The organism is Rahnella rivi, from assembly GCF_019049655.1.
GTDB lineage: Bacteria > Pseudomonadota > Gammaproteobacteria > Enterobacterales > Enterobacteriaceae > Rahnella > Rahnella rivi.
Window position 1 is genome coordinate 1 of the sequence record NZ_JAFMOX010000061.1, and the last position, 23,196, is coordinate 23,196.

General features: G+C 56.6%; 21 protein-coding genes, 1 tRNA gene and 1 other RNA gene. 5 read left to right on the forward strand and 18 right to left on the reverse strand.

Annotated features, from left to right (window positions below; genetic code table 11):
- Positions 1-682: 682 nt before the first annotated feature.
- The 4 genes from J1779_RS14105 to galB are packed head-to-tail and all read right to left on the reverse strand — an operon-like array spanning position 683 to position 4,180.
- Positions 683-1,585 (reverse strand): NAD(P)-dependent oxidoreductase, encoded by a 903-nt coding sequence (locus J1779_RS14105; protein WP_217204041.1) that lies wholly within the window; start codon positions 1,583-1,585, stop codon positions 683-685.
- Positions 1,578-2,702 carry a 4-oxalomesaconate tautomerase gene (locus J1779_RS14110; RefSeq protein WP_217204042.1) on the reverse strand — a complete coding sequence of 375 codons (1,125 nt, stop codon included), beginning with the start codon at positions 2,700-2,702 and terminating at the stop codon, positions 1,578-1,580. The genes J1779_RS14105 and J1779_RS14110 overlap by 8 nt, the downstream gene beginning before the upstream one ends.
- Positions 2,703-2,711: 9 nt before the next feature.
- On the reverse strand, positions 2,712-3,437 hold the full coding sequence (locus J1779_RS14115) for a 4-carboxy-4-hydroxy-2-oxoadipate aldolase/oxaloacetate decarboxylase (RefSeq protein WP_217204043.1): 726 nt from the start codon (positions 3,435-3,437) through the stop codon (positions 2,712-2,714).
- Positions 3,434-4,180, reverse strand: a complete 747-nt coding sequence (galB, locus tag J1779_RS14120; RefSeq protein WP_217204044.1) for a 4-oxalmesaconate hydratase — start codon at positions 4,178-4,180, stop codon at positions 3,434-3,436. Before galB ends, J1779_RS14115 begins: the two co-directional genes overlap by 4 nt.
- A 151-nt stretch (positions 4,181-4,331) precedes the next feature.
- Here galB and J1779_RS14125 point away from each other — a divergent pair, with 151 nt between their 5' ends.
- The gene (locus J1779_RS14125; RefSeq protein ID WP_217204045.1) at positions 4,332-5,546 is read left to right on the forward strand and encodes a LysR family transcriptional regulator; all 1,215 of its coding nucleotides are present in this window, start codon (positions 4,332-4,334) and stop codon (positions 5,544-5,546) included.
- Position 5,547: 1 nt separating this feature from the next.
- Here J1779_RS14125 and aroQ read toward each other — a convergent pair whose 3' ends face one another.
- The 6 genes from aroQ to J1779_RS14155 all read right to left on the reverse strand — a co-directional run bounded on the left by aroQ (position 5,548) and on the right by J1779_RS14155 (position 11,407).
- Positions 5,548-5,988 carry a type II 3-dehydroquinate dehydratase gene (aroQ, locus tag J1779_RS14130; RefSeq protein ID WP_122095532.1) on the reverse strand — a complete coding sequence of 147 codons (441 nt, stop codon included), beginning with the start codon at positions 5,986-5,988 and terminating at the stop codon, positions 5,548-5,550.
- Between the two features lie 15 nt (positions 5,989-6,003).
- Complete coding sequence (locus J1779_RS14135; RefSeq protein WP_217204046.1) at positions 6,004-6,837, reverse strand: amidohydrolase family protein; 834 nt, start codon at positions 6,835-6,837, stop codon at positions 6,004-6,006.
- The gene (locus J1779_RS14140) at positions 6,834-8,096 is read right to left on the reverse strand and encodes a gallate dioxygenase (protein ID WP_217204047.1); all 1,263 of its coding nucleotides are present in this window, start codon (positions 8,094-8,096) and stop codon (positions 6,834-6,836) included. The genes J1779_RS14135 and J1779_RS14140 overlap by 4 nt, the downstream gene beginning before the upstream one ends.
- A gap of 121 nt (positions 8,097-8,217) precedes the next feature.
- Entirely contained in the window at positions 8,218-9,597 is a 1,380-nt protein-coding gene (locus J1779_RS14145) for an MFS transporter (protein WP_122095530.1), read from the reverse strand.
- Between the two features lie 321 nt (positions 9,598-9,918).
- Complete coding sequence (dapF, locus tag J1779_RS14150) at positions 9,919-10,758, reverse strand: diaminopimelate epimerase (RefSeq protein WP_217204048.1); 840 nt, start codon at positions 10,756-10,758, stop codon at positions 9,919-9,921.
- 73 nt (positions 10,759-10,831) lie between these two features.
- Positions 10,832-11,407 (reverse strand): nuclear transport factor 2 family protein, encoded by a 576-nt coding sequence (locus tag J1779_RS14155; protein ID WP_217204049.1) that lies wholly within the window; start codon positions 11,405-11,407, stop codon positions 10,832-10,834.
- 205 nt (positions 11,408-11,612) lie between these two features.
- On the opposite strand from J1779_RS14155, the gene J1779_RS14160 reads away from it, so the two are divergent.
- Positions 11,613-12,197, forward strand: coding sequence for a GNAT family N-acetyltransferase (locus J1779_RS14160; RefSeq protein ID WP_217204050.1), 585 nt, complete (start codon positions 11,613-11,615; stop codon positions 12,195-12,197).
- Between the two features lie 95 nt (positions 12,198-12,292).
- Here the strand turns inward: J1779_RS14160 and J1779_RS14165 are convergent, their stop codons facing one another.
- The 4 genes from J1779_RS14165 to J1779_RS14180 are packed head-to-tail and all read right to left on the reverse strand — an operon-like array spanning position 12,293 to position 16,577.
- Positions 12,293-13,222 (reverse strand): ROK family protein, encoded by a 930-nt coding sequence (locus J1779_RS14165; protein WP_217204051.1) that lies wholly within the window; start codon positions 13,220-13,222, stop codon positions 12,293-12,295.
- Entirely contained in the window at positions 13,219-14,085 is an 867-nt protein-coding gene (locus tag J1779_RS14170; RefSeq protein WP_056780840.1) for an ABC transporter permease, read from the reverse strand. The genes J1779_RS14165 and J1779_RS14170 overlap by 4 nt, the downstream gene beginning before the upstream one ends.
- Positions 14,085-15,005 carry an ABC transporter permease gene (locus tag J1779_RS14175; RefSeq protein ID WP_183846697.1) on the reverse strand — a complete coding sequence of 307 codons (921 nt, stop codon included), beginning with the start codon at positions 15,003-15,005 and terminating at the stop codon, positions 14,085-14,087. The genes J1779_RS14170 and J1779_RS14175 overlap by 1 nt, the downstream gene beginning before the upstream one ends.
- 27 nt (positions 15,006-15,032) lie before the next feature.
- The gene (locus tag J1779_RS14180; protein WP_217204052.1) at positions 15,033-16,577 is read right to left on the reverse strand and encodes an ABC transporter substrate-binding protein; all 1,545 of its coding nucleotides are present in this window, start codon (positions 16,575-16,577) and stop codon (positions 15,033-15,035) included.
- A gap of 235 nt (positions 16,578-16,812) precedes the next feature.
- On the opposite strand from J1779_RS14180, the gene J1779_RS14185 reads away from it, so the two are divergent.
- From J1779_RS14185 to J1779_RS14195, 3 genes are read left to right on the forward strand one after another with little or no spacing between them, the layout of a single operon-like run.
- On the forward strand, positions 16,813-17,952 hold the full coding sequence (locus tag J1779_RS14185) for an ROK family transcriptional regulator (RefSeq protein ID WP_183846701.1): 1,140 nt from the start codon (positions 16,813-16,815) through the stop codon (positions 17,950-17,952).
- Positions 17,953-17,964: 12 nt separating this feature from the next.
- Positions 17,965-19,398, forward strand: coding sequence for a M81 family metallopeptidase (locus tag J1779_RS14190; RefSeq protein ID WP_217204053.1), 1,434 nt, complete (start codon positions 17,965-17,967; stop codon positions 19,396-19,398).
- Between the two features lies 1 nt (position 19,399).
- Positions 19,400-21,220, forward strand: coding sequence for an ABC transporter ATP-binding protein (locus J1779_RS14195; RefSeq protein WP_217204054.1), 1,821 nt, complete (start codon positions 19,400-19,402; stop codon positions 21,218-21,220).
- A gap of 56 nt (positions 21,221-21,276) precedes the next feature.
- Here J1779_RS14195 and J1779_RS14200 read toward each other — a convergent pair.
- The 4 genes from J1779_RS14200 to J1779_RS14215 form a co-directional block, all read right to left on the reverse strand.
- Positions 21,277-21,406, reverse strand: a non-coding RNA gene (locus J1779_RS14200) — RtT sRNA.
- A gap of 45 nt (positions 21,407-21,451) precedes the next feature.
- A tRNA-Tyr gene (locus J1779_RS14205) sits at positions 21,452-21,536 on the reverse strand.
- A gap of 216 nt (positions 21,537-21,752) precedes the next feature.
- Positions 21,753-22,601 (reverse strand): formyltetrahydrofolate deformylase, encoded by an 849-nt coding sequence (purU, locus tag J1779_RS14210; protein ID WP_056780822.1) that lies wholly within the window; start codon positions 22,599-22,601, stop codon positions 21,753-21,755.
- Between the two features lie 45 nt (positions 22,602-22,646).
- On the reverse strand, positions 22,647-23,111 hold the full coding sequence (locus J1779_RS14215) for a YchJ family protein (protein WP_217204055.1): 465 nt from the start codon (positions 23,109-23,111) through the stop codon (positions 22,647-22,649).
- Positions 23,112-23,196 lie beyond the last annotated feature (85 nt).

Genomic DNA, 23,196 nt, shown 5'->3' on the forward strand with positions numbered 1-23,196 from the left:
GTTAACTTTTTGAAAAGATGAGAATCATTCTGCTTTTGAATTTAAGATCGTGCGTGCGATTCGGAAATCTCGCTGAGTGAGAGGTTGCAGACCCGAGTTTTGAAAAGATGAGAGTCAGTCTGCTTTTAAATTTAAGATCGTGCGGGCGATTCAGAAATCTTGCTGAGTGAGAGGTTGCAGACCCGAGTTTTGAAAAGATGAGAGTCAGTCTGTTTTTGAATTTAAGATCGTGCGGGCGATTCAGAAATCTCGCTGAGTGAGAGGTTGCAGACCAGAGTTTTGAAAAGATGAGAATCAGTCTGCTTTTGAATTTAAGATCGTGCGGGCGATTCAGAAATCTTGCTGAGTGAGAGGTTGCAGACCCGAGTTTTGAAAAGATGAGAGTCAGTCTGCTTTTGAATTTAAGATCGTGCGGGCGATTCAGAAATCTTGCTGAACGGAGCGGCCTGGAGACCCAAGGCTCCAGGACCGAGAGAAGGAACCGCGCAGCGGCAAGATTTCCAGCCTGTCGCCGTGCTACCTGAAACATAGCCAGCGAGCGGTAGCGCGCAGTAAAAGAGCCGGAGATTCTTAAGAGGCGCGGCGATAGGCGCCTCTTGAGGCCGGTGTGGGTGGCAACCCACGGTTTTGACCTTGACCTTAAAGCCCGCGTGGCCGGCACCCCACGGTTTTGAATTTGACCTTATGATCGGTTCGCATCACCACGATGCAAAATATCCACGGTTCTCTGCCACTCAAACGGCTCCAGATCCGAATACCGGATCCCCTTCGCGGCCAGCGCATCCACCAGCCCTTGCTGGGCCAGCACCGTGCCGGAACTCATGTTCGGCGCGACGCCGACATCCGCGAGTGTTTTCACCACTTCGCGCATCTCCTCGGCGCGGCGTTTGCCGTGCTCGGCGATGCGGCTGATGAGATAGTGTGGCAACTGTGAATCCCAGCCGAGTGACGGAAAGCTGGCGTGCAGCGAGCCCAGCACTTCATTCTCCACGCCGTACTGGCGTGCGGCGCTCAGGCATTCGGCGGTCAGGGCTTCGAGGCCTTTGATCATCACGCTGCGGCACATCTTAATGGCGGAAGCTTCTCCGACGGCGGTGCTGTGGACTTTGCTGTTAAATCCGTTTTCGTTCAGCCATTCGCTGATGGCGTAAACATGCGTGCCGCCCAGCAGCAACGGGGTTTTCAGCCGCGCAGGCGGGTAGGGTGCCATGACGGCAACGTCGATGTAGTGGCCGCCCGCCTGTTCAATCAGCGCCATCGCCTCGCGTTTGGTGTTCGGCGAAACAGAATTCAGATCGAGAAAAAACTGTCCGGGCGCGAGATGCGGGGCGACGGCTTCGGCCACCCTCAGCGCTTCGGCAGCGGTCACGGCAGAGAACATGATCTGGCTGTTTTTTACGGCGTCTTCCACAGACAGCGCAAAGTTCACTCCGGCGTCACGGGCGCGCTGGCGTATCACCGCTGAATCGCTTTGCTTATCAAAGGCCACGATATCCAGCGCCGGATTTTGGTTTTTTAAATCTGTAGCCAGAATCGTGCCGACCTCGCCGAGGCCAATTAAGGAAATGCGGGTGACATTATTCATAATGCGGTTCCTGATGTTCGTCCTGATGGCCGTCCCACACACTGGCGGGGATGGCGACGCGGCCTTCAAAAATCAGGCGCGCGGTGCGTAACAGCGCGCAGCCTCTGAGGCGCTGTGCGCCAGTTTGAGCCGGATCGAGTTGTAGTTCCACGCTGAACTCGCCGGTCGGGTGTTCGACGCTGACCCGCGGCGTGTCGCCGGAGGGCGTATGCGCCAGTCCTTCGGTGATGCTGCCGGGGATCAGGCAGGCGCTGGCGACGCTGACCGCGCCGAGTACGCCAATCGAGGCGTGGCAGCGGTGCGGAATAAATGTCCGGCTGGAGATGGCGCCGCCGTTGCGCGGCTCAGCGAGCAGCGTCATTTTCGGTACGGTGCGCTGCGAGACATCGCCGAGATTCATTTTCGGGCCCGCCTGCAAGCGGATCGACTCGAGACGCTGTTTCAGTTCCGTATCGGCATCCAGTTGTTCGCGGGTTTCATAGCCGCTGCGACCGACATCGGCGGCGCGCAGCAGGATCACCGGCATACCGTTGTCGATGCAGGTGACGTCGATGCCGTCGAAGGTATCGCGGGCGTTGCCGGTGGGCAGTAACGCCCCGCAACTGGAACCGGCGATATCGGCAAATTCGACGCTGATTTTAGCCGCCGTGCCGGGTACCCCGTCGATGCGCAATTCCCCCTGATAACAGACTTCGCCGTCTCTGACCGGCACATGCGCGGTAGCAATCTGCCCGGTGTTTTCCATAAAAATGCGCACCGGCGTGATGCCGTCCAGCGGGCTGACCAGCTGCTTTTCGAGGGCGAACGGGCCAACGGCGGCCAGAATATTGCCGCAATTTTGTCCGTAATCCACCCCCGCTTTATCGACATTCACCTGTGCAAATAGATAATCGACGTCGGCATCAGGCCGCGCGGAAGGGCGGATAATCGCCACTTTGCTGGTCAGCGGATCCGCACCGCCGAGGCCGTCAATCTGGCGCGGATCAGGGGAACCCATCACTGCCAGCAGGACGCGGTCGCGCAACGTTTCATTTTGTGGCAAATCAGCGGCCAGGAAAAACGCCCCTTTCGAGGTGCCGCCGCGCATCAGCAGGCAGGGGATCCGGGTCTGTGGCATATCCGCTCCTCAGCGCTTTTCGGCCTGTTGTGCTTCTTCGGTGGAATCGAAATATTTCAGCCCTTTTTCTGCCAGACGCGGGCGCATGTTGTAGATATCCAGCCCGAGTTCGCCGTCAGCCATTCTGGCGCGTTTGCTTTCTTCCAGTGTTTCCCGTTCGCGGCTGACCTGCGCCACCCGGGCGACGTCTTCACGACGCACCACCACCACGCCGTCGTCATCGGCCACGATGGCATCGCCGGGGTAAACCAGTTGCCCGGCGCAAACCACCGGCACGTTCACCGAACCGAGCGTTTCCTTGATGGTGCCCTGCGCATGAACCGCCCGTGACCATACGCGGAATCCCATGTCGCGCAGGGTTTTGGTATCACGCACGCCGAGATCGGCCACCAGCCCGACCACGCCGCGCGCTTTGAGCGACGTTGCCAGCAAATCACCGAAGAAGCCGTCAGAACATGGCGACGTCGGTGCGACCACCAGAATATCTCCCGGCTGACACTGTTCGACAGCGACGTGGAACATCCAGTTATCGCCCGGCGCGGTCAGCACGGTGACAGCGCTGCCGGAAATCGCGCAATCTTGCTGGATCGGACGGATACCCGCCTCCAGCAAGCCTTTACGGCCCTGCGCTTCATGTACCGTGGCGACGCCGAAGGCCGCGAGTGCGGTAACGTCCGCTTTATCTGCCCGTGGAATATGGCGAACCACGACGCCTTTTTTACCGACAAGACTCATGCTAAATCCTCCGTCACGCGCGGGAAGATGCTTTGATAACCTTCGCCGTAAACGATGTTTTTGGCGCTGGTGATGCCGACGTTACGTTTCGCCTGCACGCCGCGCTGCTGGGCGACGCGGGTGTAGTATTCCCACAAATGTTCCTGACCGGCCATGCACTGAATGGCCTGATATTTTTTGTCCCAGACGTCGGTGATATCGAGCAGCACGTCGGGTTTCCAGTCGCACTGTTCCGGCTGATGTGGCTCAAAACAGTACACCGGTGGCGCGCCGACGATGGTTTCGCCCGGCTTATACCCCTCAGCCTGCGCGATAATCCGCGCTTCCTGCGCCAGATGCGTCGCCATCGGGTGATCGTAGTTGTACGGGTCTTTCAGGGAATGGGTCAGCACGAAATGCGGCTGCACGCGGCGGTAAACGTCGGCCAGGCGGAACAGTGATTCTTTATCGGCACGCAGCGGATAATCGCCCATATCGAAAAACTCAACGGTGGCACCGAGAATTTCAGCGGCGGCCATCGCTTCTTCGCGACGCGAGGCTTTCACCACGTCTTCGGTCATATTGCCTTTACGCCACAGTTTGGCGGATTCCCCGCGTTCGCCGAACGACAGGCAAACGATGTGCACGGTGTAACCGGCCTGGGTATGTTTGGCGATGGCACCGCCCGCACGCCAGACAAAATCGGCGGAATGGGCGCTGACGACTAATGCGCTTTTAGCATCATCTTTTTTGGGCTGAGTCATGAGGGTGTCCTTGGTTTTATTGTTCTCAAACGTCTGAGTTCCATGCTGTCAGCCAACGTGCGTGACGGGTAATTCATTTGATTGCAGGGGGTATGCGTTTTATTTATATTGCAGGGAGGTATCACGCAAAAAAACCAGAAGGGAGAAGGGGATGGCGGAAGCTGAGATGCTGAGTAACCTGATGCAAATACGGGCATTTTGTCAGGTGGTCGATCAGGGGAGCGTATCCCGTGCGGCGGATGAGCTGTACCGAACCCAGTCGGCGGTTACGCGGGCTATCCGTGACCTGGAACAGTTTCTCGATGTGCCGCTGTTTGAGCGCCACGCCAACGGCATGTTGCTGACGGATTTCGGCAAATGCGTCTTGCCCCGCGCCCGGCGGGCCATTGCCGAGCTGCGCCAGATCCCGTCGCAGCTGGCGAAATTGCAGGGCAAAAGCGGCCAGCGGCGGGGCGATACTGAACCGCTGTATCTGTTTAACGTCCGGCGTCTGCAAATCTTTATCTCTTTGTGCAACACGCGGCATATGCAGACGGTGGCGACCCTGCTTGGTCTGAGTCAGCCTGCGGTCAGTGCCGCGCTGAAGGTGCTGGAAAACGGTGCCGGTCTGGCGCTGCTCGAACGTACGCCGCACGGCATGATGCCGTCGCTGGCGGGGCAGGATATCCTGCCGAATCTGCGCCGTGCGCTCAGCGAGCTGCGGCACATTCCCGCCGATCTTGCGGCACGCCGCGGCGTGCTGGAAGGGACGGTGCAGGTTGGGGCATTGCCGCTTGGCCGTACGCGGTTACTGCCGCAGGCGATCATCGGGCTGACGCAGCGTTACGGCGGGGTAAAAGTGGTCACCAATGAAAGCGCGTTCAGTGCGCTGGCCTCTGAGCTGCGTTCCGGCGAAGTGGATTTTATTTTTGGCGCACTGCGCTCCAGCGATTACGCGGCGGATATGGCGACCGAAACCCTGTTTACCGAAAGCATGGTGATTCTGGCGAGAAAGGGGCATCCGTTGCTGGCAGAAACCGTGACGCAGGAGCATTTGCGCAAAGCGCGCTGGGTGTTGCCGCGCGCCGAAACCCCCGCCCGACGCCTGCTGGATAACAGCTTTGCCGCCATGGACATGCCGCCGCCTGACCCGGTAGTGGAAAGTGGCGATCTGGGTATTGTGCGCGGGCTGTTGCTCGGTTCCGACATGCTGGCAGCAGTGTCTGCCCGCCAGCTTGAACACGAGCTTGAATCCGGCGAACTGGTCAAACTGCCGCTGGAACTGGCCGATACGCACCGCGCCATCGGCCTGACGTTTCGCGCCGGCAGCCTGTTGTCACCGGCGGCCGGCGCGCTGGTCGAGGAGATCAGAAAGGTGTGCGGCTAAATTACTTCTTCAGATTTACCACTGCCTGCCTGATGGCATATTCGTAACCCTGAATGCCAAACCCGCAGATCACGCCGACGGAGACGTCGGAGAGAAAGGAGTGATGGCGGAAGGCGTCGCGTTTGTGCACGTTAGTGATATGCACTTCGTACAGCGGCAGGCTGACGGCGGTCACCGCGTCGCGCAGGGCGACGGAGGTGTGCGTCCAGGCGGCGGCATTCAGGACGATGGCATCCACATTGCCGCGACAGGCCTGAATGCGGTCAATCAGCTCGCCTTCATGATTGGTCTGGAAGAAGTCGATGGTTGCGCCGCAGCTTTCGCCAGTCTGATGACACAGTTTTTCGACAGTCGCCAGCGTGTCGTGACCGTAGGTTTCCGGCTCGCGCGTGCCGAGCAGATTGAGATTCGGGCCGTTAAAGACGGCGATTTTATAATTCATCGGTCTTTCCTTTCTTCAGTCATCCGTAAATCCAAACAACGCTTTCGGCGTCTGCCACAAAATCTGCTGACGGGTTTTTTCGTCGGGGAATAATTGCTCCACCAGCATCAGCAACGTGCCGAGATCCATCCGGTGCTCCGCCCGCAGGAACGGCCAGTCAGAACCCCACATGCAATGCTCAGCGCCAAAGGCATTGAGCAGGGCGTGCTGATAGGCGTGTCCGTCCTGATAAGGGAAAGGCTGGCGGCTGAACTTCGCCAGGCCCGAGAGTTTCACCCAGGTGCGTTGCTGGTCAGCCAGGCCGAGAAGTGCCTGAAACGCCGGTTGTTGCAAGCCCTGCGTGACATCAGGGCGGCCGGAGTGATCAATCAGCAGCCGCGTTTTGTTGCGGTTGATCAGCGGCAGCAGCGCCAGCAGCTGATCGTTTTGCACCTGAATGGCCGCGAACAGTTCCAGTTCGGCAAGACGCCCCATCAGTGCGTCGAGATGCAGAAACGGCTCCGTGCCGAGCATCGCCACATTCATGGCGATGCCGACCACACCGGCCTGTTTCAGGCTGGCGAGTTGCTCAATACTGATATCAAACGGCACCACGGCGATGCCTTTGAAGCGGCCATTGCCTTTTTCCAGCGCATCCAGCAGACAGGTGCTGTCGGTGTTGTAACCTGACGTCGGGCCGACAATCAGCGAGTGGCGGATGTTGTACGCCTGCATCACGGCGCGGTAATAATCGGTGGTGCCGATCTCGTGCCCTTGTGGACGATAAGGCGTGTCCGGAAGGTACGGGAAGCGCGTCGGATCAAACACGTGGTGATGCGTGTCGATCTTAGGTTGCTCAAAAATCGTCATGCTTTCGCTTTACCTGCTACTGAATAGAGAACTTGTTGATTGCGGGTTTTCTGGAATTCTTCCAGCGTTTCGCCGCGCATCGCGGAATAAATATGTAAGTTGGAGACGCCGACCACCGCGCCGAGTTTTTCCAGCAGGAAGAAGCTGACGCCGTAATGGATCATGCCGCGCCAGTCGAGTTCACGCAGAAGTGTTTGTTCCTCGCCGGTCAGCTTCGTTTCCGCGAACAGCGCATGCTGATCGGTGAGGAAACGCTCGCGCCACGCAGGCTGGATCAGACGGTGCAGGAACCGGTTGATGCGCAGGGCTTTCAGACTGCGCGCCTGGGTGAACGGATAGGTGCCCGGCAACTTTTCAACCCCCGCCATTTGCTGCGCGATTTTGTCACGCTGGCGCTGCTGCACGTCATACGGGGCTTCGCGGGACTGATTCTCAAGGATCAGCGTGGCGATACCGGTCATTGACGGCAGGTAATAGGCCTGATGCAGTTTCTTCACGTTGGCAGATAACGCCCCGCGCATCACCAGCCACATGATCACTTCTGCGCCTTCCATGCCGCCCAGCGTGGCGAATTCCGCCAGCGTCATTTCGGTTAAACGCTCCGGGTCGTTAACGATCATATCGATAAACTGTTCATCCCACGCCGGGTTGTTAAAACCACAGCGTTCGCCGTGTACCTGATGGGAAACGCCGCCGGTGGCGACAATCGCTACGTTCAGATCTTCCGGAAAACTTTCAATGGCGCGGCGCAGCGCCTGACCGAGTTTGTAACAGCGGCGGGCGGTGGGAATAGGGAACTGCAACACGCCGATTTGCAGCGGGACGATTTGCGTTGGCCAGCCGCCTTCGTGCGGCATCAGGGCAGAAAGCGGCGAGAACAGGCCGTGATCCAAAGGCTTATCCTGAAAGAAGGACATATCAAATTCGTCCGCCATCAGGCTGGCACCGATATGCTGCGACAGCGCCGCATGGCCTTTCACCGCAGGCAAATCGCGCGCGCCACCGCCTTCATCGGCCACTTCATAATGATCGTCGATACCCAGCGTAAATGCCGAATAGTGATCGAAGAAAAACGACGTGACGTGGTCGTTAAAAATGTAGATCAGCGCGTCAGGTTTCTTTTCTTCGAGCCATTTTTGCATCGGCGCAAAGCTTTCGAAAATCGGCGCCCAGGCACTCTCATCCTGCTTATTGTGGTCAACCGCAAAACCGATGGTCGGGGTATGTGAAACTGCTAAACCGCCTATGATTTTCGCCATCTTAAATCCTCAATACTTTTTGTAGGGTAACCGCGACGCCAGTGTCGCGCCGCGTGAGTGATGTGTCTGACTTAGGTTTTTGATTCTTGTGTTTCTAATTATAAGGTGGCTAATCCAGAGATTAGCGGATATTCAGGGTGCGCGACAACTCCGGGATGTCAGTAATATCAACGCCTTTGATCATCTCGGCCGGGTGCGCCGCGCGGTGCAAAAGAATGCTCAGACCCGCCAGCAAGGCAGGCAGCGCCAGAATAATAAAGATCATGTTTTGGCCGGAGAAAACGCCGAGCAGGACGCCGCCCAGTGATGAGCTGATGATCGCGCCGCTGCGCCCGATGCCGTGCATCCAGCAGACGCCGGTGGCGCGCATTTCTGTCGGGTAGAAGGCCGGGGAAAAGGCCTGCAAGCCGGTCTGAGCGCCGTTAATGCACACGCCGCTGATGAACACCAGCAGGGCGAGAATGTCCGGCCCGAAGTTGCCGATGCCCTGCGAGAGCAGGCTGACCACGCCCATCATGTAGAAGCCTGCGATGACGCGCTTGGCAATGAATCTGTCCATCAGCCCGCCGACCATCAGGCCGCCGAAGGTGCCGCCTAGCTGGAACAAACCGGCGACGATGGCCGCGCGCTCCAGTGAGAAGCCGCCGTTACGCATAATGGTTGGCAGCCAGCCGTTGAGCAGATAAATCACGAACAGCCCCATGAAATAGGTGACCCACAAGACAATCGTGCCCCTGGCATAGCCGTTGGCGAACAGCTGGAAGACTTTGGCTTTTTTCTGAATCACCGGGGCTTTAAGCACGAATTTGGTACCCTCGCTGAACACGCCACCGGCGCGGGTCAGCACTTTGGCGATTTTCTCTTTCGCTACGTTGCGGACCACCATGTACATGGCGGATTCCGGCAGGATCCACATCAGCAGAGGCAGCATCAGCAGAGGCAGGATCCCGCCCGCAAAAATCACCGCTTTCCAGCCAAAATGCGGCAGCAAACCGGCGGCAACAAAACCGCCTGCGCCGGAACCGACGTTAAAGCCGCTGTACATCACGGTGATCATCAGGCTGCGGCGGCGTTCGGGCATATATTCCGACACCAGCGTCACGGTATTAGGCATCACCGCCCCTAATCCCAGGCCAGTGAGAAAGCGCAGGATCGCCATTTCTACCGGCGTGCGGGCAAAGGTGCTCAGCAGGCTGAACAGCGCGAAACAGAGAATCGACCACATCAGCACCCGTTTGCGACCGAACCGGTCAGCATTTGGCCCGGCAATCAGCGCACCGATCGCCACACCAAACATGGCGGCGCCTAAAATCGGGCCCATTTCCGCACGGCTGATGCCCCAGTCTTCGATCAGCGCCGGGGCGATAAAGCCCATCACCGCGGCGTCGTAACCGTCGAACATAATGATGATGAAACACAGGGACAGGACCACCCATTGATATTTGGATATCGGGCGGTCATCTATCCAGGCTTTCACGTCCACGATGGAGTTGTTGCTCATAGGGTACGCTCTCTGTTTTTTTTATTAATATGTGATCGGATTAAAACTTTGAACAAAATTTCACTGACCGGCTTAGCACGCAGAACGGTCGCGAAGGGTTTTTATTAAGATTATTTTATTTGTTAAACAATGAGTTGGTTATTCATTGTGGTGCTTCCTGATAACCAACTTAGGGGCTGGAAAGCGCGCTGTCTGCCATAAAATCATTATGCAGGTATGAGTTTTATTTATATGAAGGCATAAAAAAACGGCAGACAAGCTGCCGTGATGAAAAGCGTTAATCAACAGAGAGGAGGAAAGTGGACACTGCACACCACCGGGCTAAGCAGGCATATCCCAGAAACAGTCGCTGTCGAGCGTGACGGACGCAATTTTTTGCACCGGCCCGCGCATGTTGACCTGAAAATCACCGCTGAAACGGATGGCAAGTTTTCCGCCCGGCATATGCACCGTGACATTTTCGTCCACCAGCCCCAGTTTGTGCATCGCGCTGGCCGCTGCACAACTGCTGCTGCCGGACGCCAGCGTATACCCGGCGCCGCGCTCCCAGATGCCGATACTGATGTTGCTTCTGTCCAGCACTTGGACGAACTGCACGTTGGTTCGTTTCGGGAAAATCGCCAGTGTTTCGATTTCTGCGCCGAGTTGTTTCACGACATCCAGATCCAGTTTTTCAACGCGGATCACGCAGTGCGGATTACCCATGGAAACCAGTGTCGCGCAAAGATGATGGCCGCCCGCAACCAGTGGCAACGCGAGGGCTTCATCACCTTCAACATTGGCCGGTAAGGCAGCCGGGGAGAATTTTGCCTGGCCCATATCGACAATCACCTGATGCGCGCCTTCGGTCACTTCGCAACGCACCTGGCCACCCGAGGTGTTCACCAGAAAGGGTTCATGGGATACGCGGCCGGTATCAAACAGGTAGCGGGCGTAAATGCGCAGTCCGTTGCCGCTTTTCTCGGCCTCAGAACCGTCGGGATTGATAATGCGCAGGGAGGGGATGTCGGCGTCGTCATGGTCGATCAGCAAACCGTCGGAACCGATGCCGTAATGACGGTCACAGATGCGCCGGATTTGCTCAAGGCTGAGCAGGGCGGCGACGCTGTGATGGCAGACCAGATAATCGTTACCCAGTCCGTGATAGCGGTGAAAAATCATAGTGGCAGCTCCGGAAGTATTCATCATTGATATGAATAGATTTAATCGGAAACTGCCCATTTGTCAGCTAATTTCAGGCATGCAACCACGCCAGACCTTCAGCCTTCATCTCTTTTTCGAGCTGGCTGAATTTCGTGGCGAAAATGCGCTTCACCGGAAAGCCGCTCTGTTCCAGCAGATAAGCCAGCGGCGCATATTCACGCGGGTATTTCGCGACAATGGATTGATCAATTTCCACCAGACCCTGCGGGAAGGTAAAAGTCCCCATGTCATAAACAGACTGGCGTTTTACGATGCGCCACACGCCGTCTCGTTTTTCGATCAGATCATAAAAGCGGTTGTGGTTGCTGCAACCAATGCCGAGTTTGACGTTTTCGCCGACAATCATCGCGTTGGTTTCTGCAATGGCGCGGTTACCGTTAAAGGTGATGACGGGGGAGGCTATCAGGTGTTTCGTCACAAGATCAGAACCGCCCATCTTTTTTGAGCCTTCCACAAACTGGCTGAAGATGCCTTCAAACCAGGTGACTTCAATGGTGCCGTCATCATGGAAAAGTTCAAGCAGTTGATCCCACTGGGATAAATCGCGGTGGATCCAGCCATTCATCAGGTCGGCTATATCTTGCTGGTCTTGCAGTGTTGGGGTCATGGTAAGACTCCGAAATAAACAGGGAACTTATGCTACATTTTAAATAGTAACTAATGCAACTATACCTTAAGTTATTTGTTTGCCAGATGTAACCGACGTTATGATGGTGGGCGCTTGCGGGGCGGGAATTTATTTCAAAAGGCTCGTCGGGTGTGATACTAAGAACATTCACGCCGAATAAACAGCCATAAACAAGGAGTTATGCATGGATACGTTTACTGTCCCCGTGGTTACCCCGCCGTTAACGATGGCCACGCCGCGTTTGATCCTGCGCCAGTGGCAGGAAAGCGATTTTGGCCCGTTCGCTGCGATGAATGCGGATCCACAGGTGATGGAATTTTTCCCGTCAGTGCTGACCCGGGAGAAAAGCGACGACATGGCAATGCGCTGTCGTGATTTGATTGCCGAACGCGGCTGGGGGATCTGGGCAGTAGCGTTACGCGAAACGGGCGAGTTTATTGGCTTCGTCGGGTTGCATACGCCGGGCTATGACCTGCCATTCACGCCATGTATTGAAATTGGCTGGCGCCTGCGGGCAGATACATGGGGTAAAGGGTATTGCAGTGAAGCCGCGCGGGCGGCGCTCGATGCCGGTTTTAGCGTGCTTGGGCTGAAGGAAATTGTGGCGTTTACTGCGTTGCCCAATCTGCGCTCGCAGGCAGTGATGAAGAAAATGGGTATGGTGTGTGATCCCACTGAAAACTTCAAACATCCGGCGGTGGCTGCGGGAGACTGGCTGGAGGAGCACTGCCTGTACCGGCTTTCTAAAGGGGCATGGCAAGCCACCTGATACAATATTGAAAGGCGCAAATCCCTGCGCCTTTTCACTTAACTCCTTGTTTGCCGTCTGAATGCTGGGGAAGGCGGGGAGGCTGAATCTGAAGGCTAGTTGCCGAGTCGCCCCATGACTGAAGCCCCGACTAACCCGCCGCCGGTCAGGAATTTCCCGGGTATCAGCAGCGGTTCGGTATAGGTGTGCAGCACGCCCGCGCGTACTTTTTGATCCAGCGCGGCGATCAGTTCTGTCGCCGAAGCCAGGCCGCCGCCTGCGACGATCCGTGATGGACCGAGAATATTCACCAGCAGCGCCAGCGGTTCGGCGACCAGTTCCAGCCAGGCGTTCACGGTGAGAGAGGCATCGGTATCGCCATTTAGCCAGCCGGTCACAATCTCCAGACTGGTGTTTTGCTGGCGGTGAAAATGCTGATGCAAACGCTCCATGCCGCGCGCGCCACCGAGCATGTCGAGACAACCGGTCTGCCCGCAGCCGCATGTCAGGCGCGGAATGAAGTAGCTTTCGCCATTGAGTGTCAGCGCCGTGCGGGTGATAGCGCCATGCCCCCATTCACCGGTGACACCCCCGTGGCCGCGCACCAGCTGGCCATTGATCACCAGCCCCCCGCCAACGCCGGTACCTAAAATGATGGCGGCGACCACCGCATGATGTTGGGCGTTGCCCGCATGGGCTTCGGCGAGGGCGAAACAGTCGGCATCGTTAGCGGCAGTGACCGGGCGCTCAAGCGCAGCGCTGAGATCTGCCGCCAGTGAATGGCCGGTAAAGGCCGGAATGTTGGTTGCCAGCATTTCACCCGTTTGCGGTGAAACCAGACCGGCAGTGGAAATGGCGAGCGGGGTGGATGACGGTAAATCCGCCCCGTAACGGGTGATGAGTGTTTGCATGGCATCGACGAAATCGTCCCAGGAGGCGACGGGTGTCGGGACTTTGCCGCACTCTTCAATTTCGCCTGAACGACGTGAAATGCCAAATTTAATAAACGAACCGCCGATATCGGCGCAAAAAACGGCTGAGGTCATGAGCGTGTGTCCAGTAAATCTCGCAGTCCGTCGCCCAGTACGTTAAAACCAAGCACGGTCAGCATAATGGCCAGACCGGGGAACAACGAAAGGTAAATATTAATGCCGAGGAAGTTGCGGCCATCGCTCATCATGGTACCCCATTCCGGCATCGGCGGCTGCACGCCAAGCCCGAGAAATGAGAGGCTGGCAGCGGCGAGGATCACCGTACCGGCGGTCAGCGTCGATTGCACGATAATCGGCCCGATGGCATTGCGTAGAATGTAATGCACGATGATGCGGTAGTTCGATAAACCGAGCGCCTGTGCGGCCTCGACGTATTCCATCTGCTTTAATCCGAGCGTCAGGTTACGGCTCAGGCGCGCGTACACCGGGATGGCAAACAATGAAATCGCGATCAGCAAGTTTACCAGCCCACCGCCGAGAATACTGACCACCAGAATCGCCAGCACGATGCCCGGAAACGCGAACAACATGTCCATAAACCACATGATGATCATGTCGGTATAACGACCCGCCATACCGGCGATAATCCCCAGCGGAATGCCGATGATCATCGCCAGCCCGACGCTCAGCACCACTTCGATAATCGAAATGCGTGCACCATAAATTACGCGGGCAAAAATATCGCGGCCATAATCGTCTGTGCCAAACCAGTGACCAGCATCGGGCGGCAGCAGGGTATCAATCAGATCCTGAGCGTAAGGATCGTGACGGGTGATAAGCGGCGCGAAAAGGCCAGCCAGAACGATCAGGCTGACGATAAAACCGCCGAGGGTCACGGCAGGATGACGCCATAACCAGCGGAAAAAGCGCAACGTGCGCGGTTTGCGACGGGCTAATGGCGTGATAATGGCAGACATTAATCGAACCTTATTTTTGGATTCAGGAAAGCGATCAGTAATTCACCGAGCAGGTTCATCACCACCACGCCGCAGACGGCGACCAGCGCCACGCCCTGAATCACCGGGTAATCGCGATAGCGCACTGAATCCACCAGCAGGCGGCCAATGCCCGGCCAGTTGAAGACGGATTCTGTGACCACCGCGCCGCCAATCAGGCTACCGAAATTGAGCGCCACGATAGTGACAATCGGGATCAACGCATTACGAAATGCATGGCTGCAATAGACGGTGGTGGCGGATAACCCTTTGGCGCGCGCGGTGCGGATATAATCTTCCGATAACACATCCAGCATGCTGGAGCGTGTCATGCGCGCCATCACCGCCATCGGTAAAACGGCCAGCGTGACCGAAGGCAAAATGTAGCTTTTCCATGACGTCGCGCCGAGTAACGGCAACCAGCCGAGACTGACCGAGAAGGTGTTCATTGCCATCAGCCCCAGCCAGAAGTTGGCGATGGACGCACCGGCGATCGCCAGCAACATCACGCCAAAATCCGGCCAGCGGTTGCGGTACACCGCGCCTATCATGCCCGCCGGAACGCCCACCGCCACCGCCAGAAAATACGCCAGCACGGCCAGCATCAGGGTATACGGCATACGTTCACCGATTTCCTGCGTGACCGGCTGCTGCGACTGCAACGAGACGCCGAGATTGCCGTGCAAAACGTCACCGGCAAAATGCAGGTATTGCGTCACCAGCGGCTGATCAAGACCGAGGCGCACCCGCATGGCATCGACCGCTTCCTGCGTGGCTTCGGGACCGGCCATCAGACGCGCCGGATCCCCCGGCAGCGCGCGGATGGAGACAAAAATCAGCATCGACACGCCGATCAGGATGATCGGGAAGGCGATGAGTTTTTTGGCAAGATAAGCTTTCATGGCGCTTTTCCACTGTTCATGCCGCAGTTATTTTTTCTGTGCATCTTTAACCACAATTTGCCCGCCCGGGATCATCGTGACACCTAAAATGTTTTTGCCGGTGGCATACAAATCATTCTGGTAATACAACAGCACTTGCGGCGCCTGCTGGTTAATCTCTTTCTGCGCATCGACGTAAATCGCATTACGGGTATTTTCATCCAGCGTCGAAGCCGCTTTGTCTAACATCTCATCCAGTTTCGGATCGCTGAAGAAGCCCAGATTGGCGCCGCCCGGTGCGAAACTTTTGCTGTAGTAAAGCGGACGAAGTTGCAGATCTGCGCCGTTCGCGCCGGAAGACCAGGAGGCCAGAACCGCGCCGGTGTTATCGGCTTTTTTACCGGCCTGATCGGCAAACGCTGCCTTAGTCCACACGCCGCTTTCCATGATTTTCACGTCCAGTTTCACGCCGATTTTCGCCCACATGCTTTGCAGCACCTGACCGATGCGGGCGTCCTGACCCTGCACCGCAATCGACATAGTGAAACCGTCAGCGACACCGGCTTCTTTGAGCAGGGCTTTGGCTTTTGCCAGATCCAGCGGATACGGGTTGAGTGTTTTGTCATAACCGGCGGTGACCGGTGCCAGCGGAGAGTTCGCCGGTTGTGCGAAACCGGACATGATGGCGCGCACCAGCCCGTCGCGGTCGGTGGCGAAGTTCAGTGCCTGACGCACGCGGACGTCGCTCAGCGGTTTGAGATCGGTGTTCAGCGCCACCCAGAATACGGAAGCACCAGGGCTTTCATGCAGGTCAAACTTCGGATTGTTCTTCAGCACGCGGGCAAACTGCGGCGGGACCGGGTTGATGACGTCGGCTTCACCGGCCTGCAACGCCATGTTCATCACCGAAGGTTCGGCGCTCCAGGTCCATTTGATGTCATCCGGCCCGGCGGCTTTATCGCCCCAGTAACCCGGATATTTTTCTTCCAGCACGAATTCGCCGGTCTTGTACTGCACCATTTTGTAAGGGCCGGTGCCGACGGCCTTGCTGTCGAGCGTGCCGGTTTTATCCGCCGCCGGGCTGACCATCAGACAGGCCCCGGTGGTCAGTAAATTCAGGAAGGCCGGGTACGGTTTTTTCAGTTTGAACACGACGGTGGATTCGTCGGTTTTGGTCACGCTGTCGAGGAAGGTACGCAGACGTCCGCTGGCCGCCAGACCGCGTTTGGTGTCGAGATGACGGGCGAAGTTGGCGACAACGGCGTCGGCGTTAAAGAGTGTGCCGTCGTGGAAGGTCACACCGCTGCGCAGTTTGAAGGTCCACACCAGACCGCTTTCGTCACTGCTCCACGAGGTTGCCAGCGCCGCTTCCGGTTTGAGTTGCGGCGACATGCGCAGCAGGCCTTCGTACATCGGGTCCAGTACCGTGCCGGTAAAAGTGGCGGTCTGGTTGCCCGGATCCATACTGCGCGGCGCTTCGTTTTGCATCACGTTCAGCGTGGCGGCAAAAACCGGCAGCGAAAAGGCGGCGAGCAGTGCGCTGCTCAGCAGCGTTAACTGCACGGGACGCCGGATGTAACGGGTAATCTTCATGTTCTGCCCTCTGCGTGAAAAATCGGATTAAGTGGCTCTGGCTCAGTCTGCCGGTTCGTCAAAACGCCGGTATTAACGACAGCTTGTTTTAACAAAGAGATTTAACAAATAGTTCATATGAAATACTTATGTATGAACATTTAGTTTAATTTGTGAACTAATTAGCATTGATATATCCATTTCTACCGTTTAATGTCAATGCAGATGAGCGAAAACTGAGAGCGCCAAAACGAATATGCTAACAACTTTGCAACGTCAGATTTTAGGTGCAGTGAATGCCGCAGGCGGTTTAAGCCGTACCGAACTGGCGCAATTCTCAGGCATGAGTAAAGCGGCCATCGGCGGCGTGGTGCGTGAAATGCTCGAGGCCGGTTTTCTGCATGAAGCGGAAACGGTGCCGGGCAGCGGGCAGGGCAGACCGTCGGTACGGCTGGTGGTGCATCCTGACGGCGCCTGGTTTGCCGGGGTTTCTTTGCTGCAAAATCCGGCGCAAATGGCGCTGATCAATTTGCATGGCGAAATACTGTCGCGGGTGTCTTTTGCGGCGGACGCGGATCCGCAGCAGCTGGCGGCGAACATCGCCGGTGCCTTACCCGCGTTACTCGAACCTCATCCCGAGGCGGCGAAAAAGCTGGTCGGGCTGGGCGTGACGCTCTCCGGGCTTATCGATGAACATCAGTCGACCTGCGTGCAGTCGGCGTTGCTGGGCTGGCGCGATGTGCCGCTGGCAAAGCTGATTTCGCAGGCGACCGGCATGGAAGTGGCCATTGAAAATGACGCCAAAGCGCTGGCGGTGAGCGAGAAAAGTTTCGGCCAGGCGCGGGATCTGAGCAGCTTTACGCTGGTCAGCCACGGCGCGGGCATCGGCAGTGCGCATTTTATTGCCGGAAAGCTGCACCGGGGTTTGCACGGCGGAGCGGGGGAAATTGCGCACTGCACGCTGGAGCTGAACGGTTCGCCGTGCCGCTGCGGCAAGCGCGGTTGTCTGGACACGCTGGCATCGCTCAATGCGATTGCGGAAATGGCGAAAGCGGAAGGGCTGGAGGCCACCACCATCGGCGGCCTGGAGCTGCTGGCGATGCAGGGGCAGACTGCCGCCATCCGTATTTTGCATCGTGCCGGGTCTGCGCTCGGTTTAGCGATATCCCATCTGATTCAAATTAATGACCCGGATCTGATCCTGATTGCACATCAGGATGCCGATTTCTCCGGGCTGTTCGGCACGGTTGTGCATCAGTCTGTTGAAGCCAACGTGCTGCCGGGCAACGCCGGTAAAACGCCGGTCCGCACTTTTACCCTAAACGACGACACCTGGGCGCGCGCGGCGGCAAGTATTGCTGCACATCGCTTTCTTGTCGGTCTGAAGCCAGTCTGAGGAATCATCAACATGCGTATAGCTGTCAGCGGTATCCATATTGAATGCAGCACTTACAATCCGGTTTTGAACGAAGAGAAAGATTTTACCGTTGTGCGCGATGCACAGCTTCTGGCTTCACCGCGCTTTCGTTTTTTGCAGGATTATCCGGCAACGTTTTTGCCGACCATTCATGCCCGCGCCATTGCCGGTGGTCCGGTAGCGCGGGCGACTTACGATAAATTCAAAGCAGAAATGCTGGCGGGGCTGGACGCGCAAAAACCCTTCGACGGTGTGTATCTGGCGATGCACGGCGCGATGTACGTTGAAGGTTTAGAAGATGCCGAAGGTGACTGGATCGCCGCGGCGCGAAAAGCGGTGGGGCCGGACTGCCCGATCAGCGTCAGTTACGATCTGCACGGTAATGTCTCGCAGCGCATTATTGACGCCATCGATATGTTTTCCACCTACCGCACGGCGCCGCATATTGATGTGGAAGAAACCATGCGTCGTTCGGTCGCCATGCTGGTGAAACATCTGCAAACCGGCGTGAAACCGACGCTGCTGTGGGTGCCGGTGCCGGTGGTATTACCGGGCGAGCGCACCAGTACCGAAGATGAACCGGCGAAAAGTTTGTACGCTCGCCTGCCGGAAATGGATGACGTTGACGGCGTGTGGGACAGTTCGCTGATGGTGGGTTATGTGTGGGCGGATGAACCGCGCGCGACGGCTGCGGTGATCATGACCGGCACCGACCGCGCGGTACTGGAACAGCAGGCCACGCAACTGGCGCAGGCTTACTGGGACGCGCGCGAAGAGTTCGTATTTGGCTGTGAAACGGACACGGTTGAAGCCTGCGTGAAAAAAGCCATTGCCTGTGAAACGCGCCCGGTGGTGCTGGCCGATTCCGGCGATAACCCCACCGGCGGCGGTGTCGGTGACCGCGCCGACGTATTACAGGAGCTGATCAGGCAATACGCACAAAATACGATTGTCGCCGGGATCGCCGATGCACCGGCGACGGAAGCGGCATTCAATGCCGGGGTCGGATCAATTCTGACCCTGACGCTCGGCGCGTCGCTGGATCATTCCAGCCCGCAGGTAAAAGGTGAGTTTGAAGTGGTTTTCCTGCTCGATGCGCTGACACCGGCAGACCGTCAGGCGGTTCTGCGTACGGGCGGCATTGATGTGGTGGTGTCTGCACGCCGCAGGCCGTATCACAACATCAGCGATTTCACCGTGCTGCAACTGGATCCGCATACTGCCGATATTGTGGTCGTGAAATCCGGCTATCTCTCGCCGGAACTGGCGCCGATAGCCAGCCCGAATTTAATGGCGCTGTCTAGCGGCGTGGTCGATCAGTTTGTTGAGCGCCTGCCGCGTAACCGCAAAGCGCGCAAAACTTTCCCGTTCGACCGGGACTTCAGCTTTGTCCCGCAGGTGCAGCTGTCGGCGAGGAGCAAATAAGATGAGCGAACCGGAAAATCGTCAGCCTGTGCTGAGCGTAAAACATCTCACCACCTCTTTTCGCGGTGATGATGACTGGCTGCCTGTGGTGCGGGATTTGTCTTTTGATGTGTATCCCGGTGAAACGCTGGCTATTGTCGGGGAATCCGGTTCGGGAAAAAGTGTCACGTCGCTGTCGGTGATGCGTTTACTTAAGGCGCAGGGCAGTAAGATTGAGGGCGAAGTCTGGCTGAATCAGCGCAGTTTGCTGGCGCTTTCCGATAAACAGATGCGCGATATTCGCGGCAATGAAATGGCGATGATTTTTCAGGAACCGATGACGTCGCTCAATCCGACTTTCAGCATCGGCAGGCAGATTGCGGAAAGCCTGAAGCGGCACCGCGGGATGTCCTCCGCGCAGGCGCGGGCCGAAACCCTGAAGCTGCTGGAGAAAGTCCGTATTCCGAATGCCAAAGCGCGTTTTGACGAGTATCCGCATCAGTTTTCCGGCGGTATGCGCCAGCGCGTGATGATTGCCATGGCGCTGGCGCTGAAACCGAAATTGCTGATCGCCGACGAACCGACCACGGCGCTGGACGTGACCATCCAGGGGCAGATTCTGGATCTGATTAAAACCTTGCAGGAAGAGGAAGGGATGGCGGTGTTGTTCATCACGCACGATATGGGCGTGGTGGCGGAAATCGCGGACCGCACGCTGGTGATGTACCGCGGTGAGGCGGTAGAAAGCGGGGCGACGGAGGATATTTTCCATCGCCCGCAGCATCCTTATACCCGCGCGTTGCTGGCGGCGGTGCCGAAACTCGGATCAATGCAGGGGCATGGCTGGCCGTTGCGCTTCCCGCAAATTAATCTGCAAACCGGTGAGGCGAGCGTGCCAAAGGAAGTGGCTGGCACGGTTGATGCCGGGGCGACGCCGTTGCTTTCGGTGAAAAATCTCAGCGCAAGGTTCCCGGTGTATGGCGGTATTTTCAGTCGTCAGGTGGGGGCGGTTCATGCGGTGGAAAACATCAGCTTTGATTTATTTCAGGGCGAAACGTTGTCGCTGGTCGGTGAATCCGGCTGCGGCAAATCCACCACCGGCCGCGCAGTAACGCGCCTGCTGAAACCGCACAGCGGGGCGATTGATTTCGACGGTTTCGATGTCATGAATCTGGGCAAACGCGACATTTTACAGATGCGTCAGCGCATCCAGATGATTTTTCAGGATCCGTTTGCCAGCCTCAATCCCCGTATGCGGATTGGCGACGCGCTGATTGAACCGATGCTGCAACACAAACTGCATAACCGCAGCGATGCAAAAGAGAAAGCCGCGTCGTTGCTGCAAAAAGTCGGGTTGTCGCCGGACATGCTGCGGCGTTTTCCGCATGAGTTTTCCGGCGGTCAGCGCCAGCGGATTTGTATTGCGCGTGCGCTGACGCTGGATCCAAAAGTGATTGTGGCCGACGAATCCGTTTCCGCCCTGGATGTCTCGGTGAAAGCGCAGGTAGTGAATTTGCTGCTCGATTTGCAGGAAAGTATGAATCTGTCTTATCTGTTTATTTCCCATGACATGGCCGTGGTTGAGCGGGTGAGTCATCGCGTGGCGGTGATGTATCTGGGGGAAATTGTCGAGATCGGCCCGCGTGCGGCAATATTCGATAATCCGCAGCATCCGTATACGCGAAAACTGATGGCGTCAGTGCCGGTGCCGGATCCGTCGCGCAGAATGCTCAAACGACAAATGCAGGTGGATGAACTGAAAAGTCCGGTGCGCGATAACGGTTATATTCCACCGCAAAGGCAGTATCAGGAAGTCTCGGCAGGGCATTTTGTTCAGGTTTGATTCGGAGTAGAGAAGAGGTTATTTCAGAGAAGTTACTAAGGGATGAGTCAGGAAGATGGTGGTGGGGGAAGGATTACCCGGCCTCTGGCCTCGCCCTGCGGGTCGTTGCTGCGCAACGCTGTCTCGCTTCGCTCGGCTCGAACCTTCGGGTCGAAGATTCTCTATCCTTCCCGATCTGAGCTTTATTTGATTTTTGTTTTTTTTGGGGATATTAGGAGAACTACGGGAAGATGGTGGTGGGGGAAGGATTCGAACCTTCGAAGTCGATGACGGCAGATTTACAGTCTGCTCCCTTTGGCCGCTCGGGAACCCCACCACAATTTTTTGTGGATTTTTACTACGTACTTCTTAGCCATAAATCATCATGTGCTACATGGATGATTTCACGTTACAGCGGTTAACGCTGCGAACGGGGCGCATAATACCAAATGAAACGGATGTGTAAAGTGCTGAAAGCGATAAAAAAGTTCGATTGCGGTTTTTTTGTTCTTAACGATGCTTCTCTGTGCGAAAAGCATCGTCAGAACAGCATTTACAGAATTACCGTGCGGTTTCCGTAAACAAACACGCGCTGCGCCAGGACGCGATAAAGCGCACGGCTGAGCACATTTTTTTCAACGTCACGACCGGCGCGCATCATATCTTCAGCCGTGTAGGTGTGATCGACGTTAATCACGTCCTGCATGATGATCGGGCCTTCGTCTAAACTGTCGTTGACGTAATGCGCGGTGGCACCAATCAGTTTAACGCCGCGCTCGTACGCCTGATGGTAAGGGCGTGCGCCGATAAAGGCAGGCAGGAACGAGTGGTGAATATTGATAACCTGATGCGGATAATGCTGCACAAAACCCGGTGTCAGCACGCGCATGTATTTCGCCAGTACGACGTAATCAGGCTGGTACTGATCGATCTGGGCAATCATCGCGCTGTCATGCTGTTCGCGGGTCAGGCCTTCGTGGCTGACCAGATGGAAAGGAATGTCAAAGCGTTCAACCAGCGATTGCAGCGTGTCGTGGTTACCGATAACGGCTGCGATCTCAACATCCAGTCCACCGTAAACGGCTTTCATCAACAGATCACCCAGGCAATGGGCCTCTTTGGTCACCAGAATGACGATACGGCGACGGCCTGTGCTGTTTAACTCACGCACCGAACCCGCCGGCAGCGCGCTGTCGAGATCGGCAAGCAGTGTGGTGTCGTTGAAGATCCCTTCCAGCTCGGTACGCATGAAGAAGCGTCCGGTGCGGTGATCCACGAATTCATTGTTCTGCACGATATTGAGTTCGTGCTTGTAGCAAATGTTAGTGATTTTGGCGATCAGACCTTTTGCATCAGGGCAAATGGTGCGTAATACCTTGGTTTGTACGTTCTGTTGCGGCATGAGGGTGTGGATCCTGTCCAAGACTGGTAGTCATAATGCGGTCAATTATTTACCGCAGCACTTCTTATATTTTTTACCCGAACCGCAAGGGCAGGCATCATTGCGGCCTGTCTGCGGTTTGATTCCATCTATATAGTACCAGCGATCTTTCAAACGAAGAAATCGCGAACGTTCATGAATAAGATGGATTTGTTCCTGACCGGTTTCGGTAAAGCGTGCGGCGAACTCCACAAAACCTTCGTCCTGATCACGGCCTTCGTGCTGGCTTAACACCTGCAATCCAAGCCATTGCGTGGTCGCAAACCCGTCCTGCAAACTTTCGCGCCAGTGCTCTGCGTGACAATCCGGGTGCCAGGTGGCGATCAGATAACTCGCATTTTTCAGTGTGTACGCGGTGTAGCGCGAACGCATCAGCGCAGCGGGTGTGGGCGCAGGTTTTGACTCGTCGATGTAAGGCTGGCAGCATTCGTCGAACAAAATGTTGCTGCCGCAAGGGCAAAGTAGGGACACGTAAACTCCTGATTCAGCCTGTATTACATATGTTACAAGCAGGTTGCGCTATTGAATGCGTCAAAGTGTTATGTTACCTAACATC

Excerpts from the sequence above, each read along its gene's own strand:
- J1779_RS14160 (WP_217204050.1), top strand. The coding sequence starts at position 11,613 with ATGGATACGTTTACTGTCCCCGTGGTTACCCCGCCGTTAACGATGGCC.
- galB (WP_217204044.1), bottom strand. The coding sequence starts at position 4,180 with ATGACTCAGCCCAAAAAAGATGATGCTAAAAGCGCATTAGTCGTCAGC.
- J1779_RS14115 (WP_217204043.1), bottom strand. The coding sequence starts at position 3,437 with ATGAGTCTTGTCGGTAAAAAAGGCGTCGTGGTTCGCCATATTCCACGG.
- J1779_RS14190 (WP_217204053.1), top strand. The coding sequence starts at position 17,965 with ATGCGTATAGCTGTCAGCGGTATCCATATTGAATGCAGCACTTACAAT.
- aroQ (WP_122095532.1), bottom strand. The coding sequence starts at position 5,988 with ATGAATTATAAAATCGCCGTCTTTAACGGCCCGAATCTCAATCTGCTC.
- J1779_RS14165 (WP_217204051.1), bottom strand. The coding sequence starts at position 13,222 with ATGACCTCAGCCGTTTTTTGCGCCGATATCGGCGGTTCGTTTATTAAA.
- J1779_RS14155 (WP_217204049.1), bottom strand. The coding sequence starts at position 11,407 with ATGACCCCAACACTGCAAGACCAGCAAGATATAGCCGACCTGATGAAT.
- J1779_RS14170 (WP_056780840.1), bottom strand. The coding sequence starts at position 14,085 with ATGTCTGCCATTATCACGCCATTAGCCCGTCGCAAACCGCGCACGTTG.
- J1779_RS14105 (WP_217204041.1), bottom strand. The coding sequence starts at position 1,585 with ATGAATAATGTCACCCGCATTTCCTTAATTGGCCTCGGCGAGGTCGGC.
- J1779_RS14185 (WP_183846701.1), top strand. The coding sequence starts at position 16,813 with ATGCTAACAACTTTGCAACGTCAGATTTTAGGTGCAGTGAATGCCGCA.
- J1779_RS14195 (WP_217204054.1), top strand. The coding sequence starts at position 19,400 with ATGAGCGAACCGGAAAATCGTCAGCCTGTGCTGAGCGTAAAACATCTC.
- J1779_RS14175 (WP_183846697.1), bottom strand. The coding sequence starts at position 15,005 with ATGAAAGCTTATCTTGCCAAAAAACTCATCGCCTTCCCGATCATCCTG.
- J1779_RS14180 (WP_217204052.1), bottom strand. The coding sequence starts at position 16,577 with ATGAAGATTACCCGTTACATCCGGCGTCCCGTGCAGTTAACGCTGCTG.
- J1779_RS14110 (WP_217204042.1), bottom strand. The coding sequence starts at position 2,702 with ATGCCACAGACCCGGATCCCCTGCCTGCTGATGCGCGGCGGCACCTCG.
- purU (WP_056780822.1), bottom strand. The coding sequence starts at position 22,601 with ATGCCGCAACAGAACGTACAAACCAAGGTATTACGCACCATTTGCCCT.
- J1779_RS14145 (WP_122095530.1), bottom strand. The coding sequence starts at position 9,597 with ATGAGCAACAACTCCATCGTGGACGTGAAAGCCTGGATAGATGACCGC.
- J1779_RS14135 (WP_217204046.1), bottom strand. The coding sequence starts at position 6,837 with ATGACGATTTTTGAGCAACCTAAGATCGACACGCATCACCACGTGTTT.
- J1779_RS14140 (WP_217204047.1), bottom strand. The coding sequence starts at position 8,096 with ATGGCGAAAATCATAGGCGGTTTAGCAGTTTCACATACCCCGACCATC.
- J1779_RS14125 (WP_217204045.1), top strand. The coding sequence starts at position 4,332 with ATGGCGGAAGCTGAGATGCTGAGTAACCTGATGCAAATACGGGCATTT.
- dapF (WP_217204048.1), bottom strand. The coding sequence starts at position 10,758 with ATGATTTTTCACCGCTATCACGGACTGGGTAACGATTATCTGGTCTGC.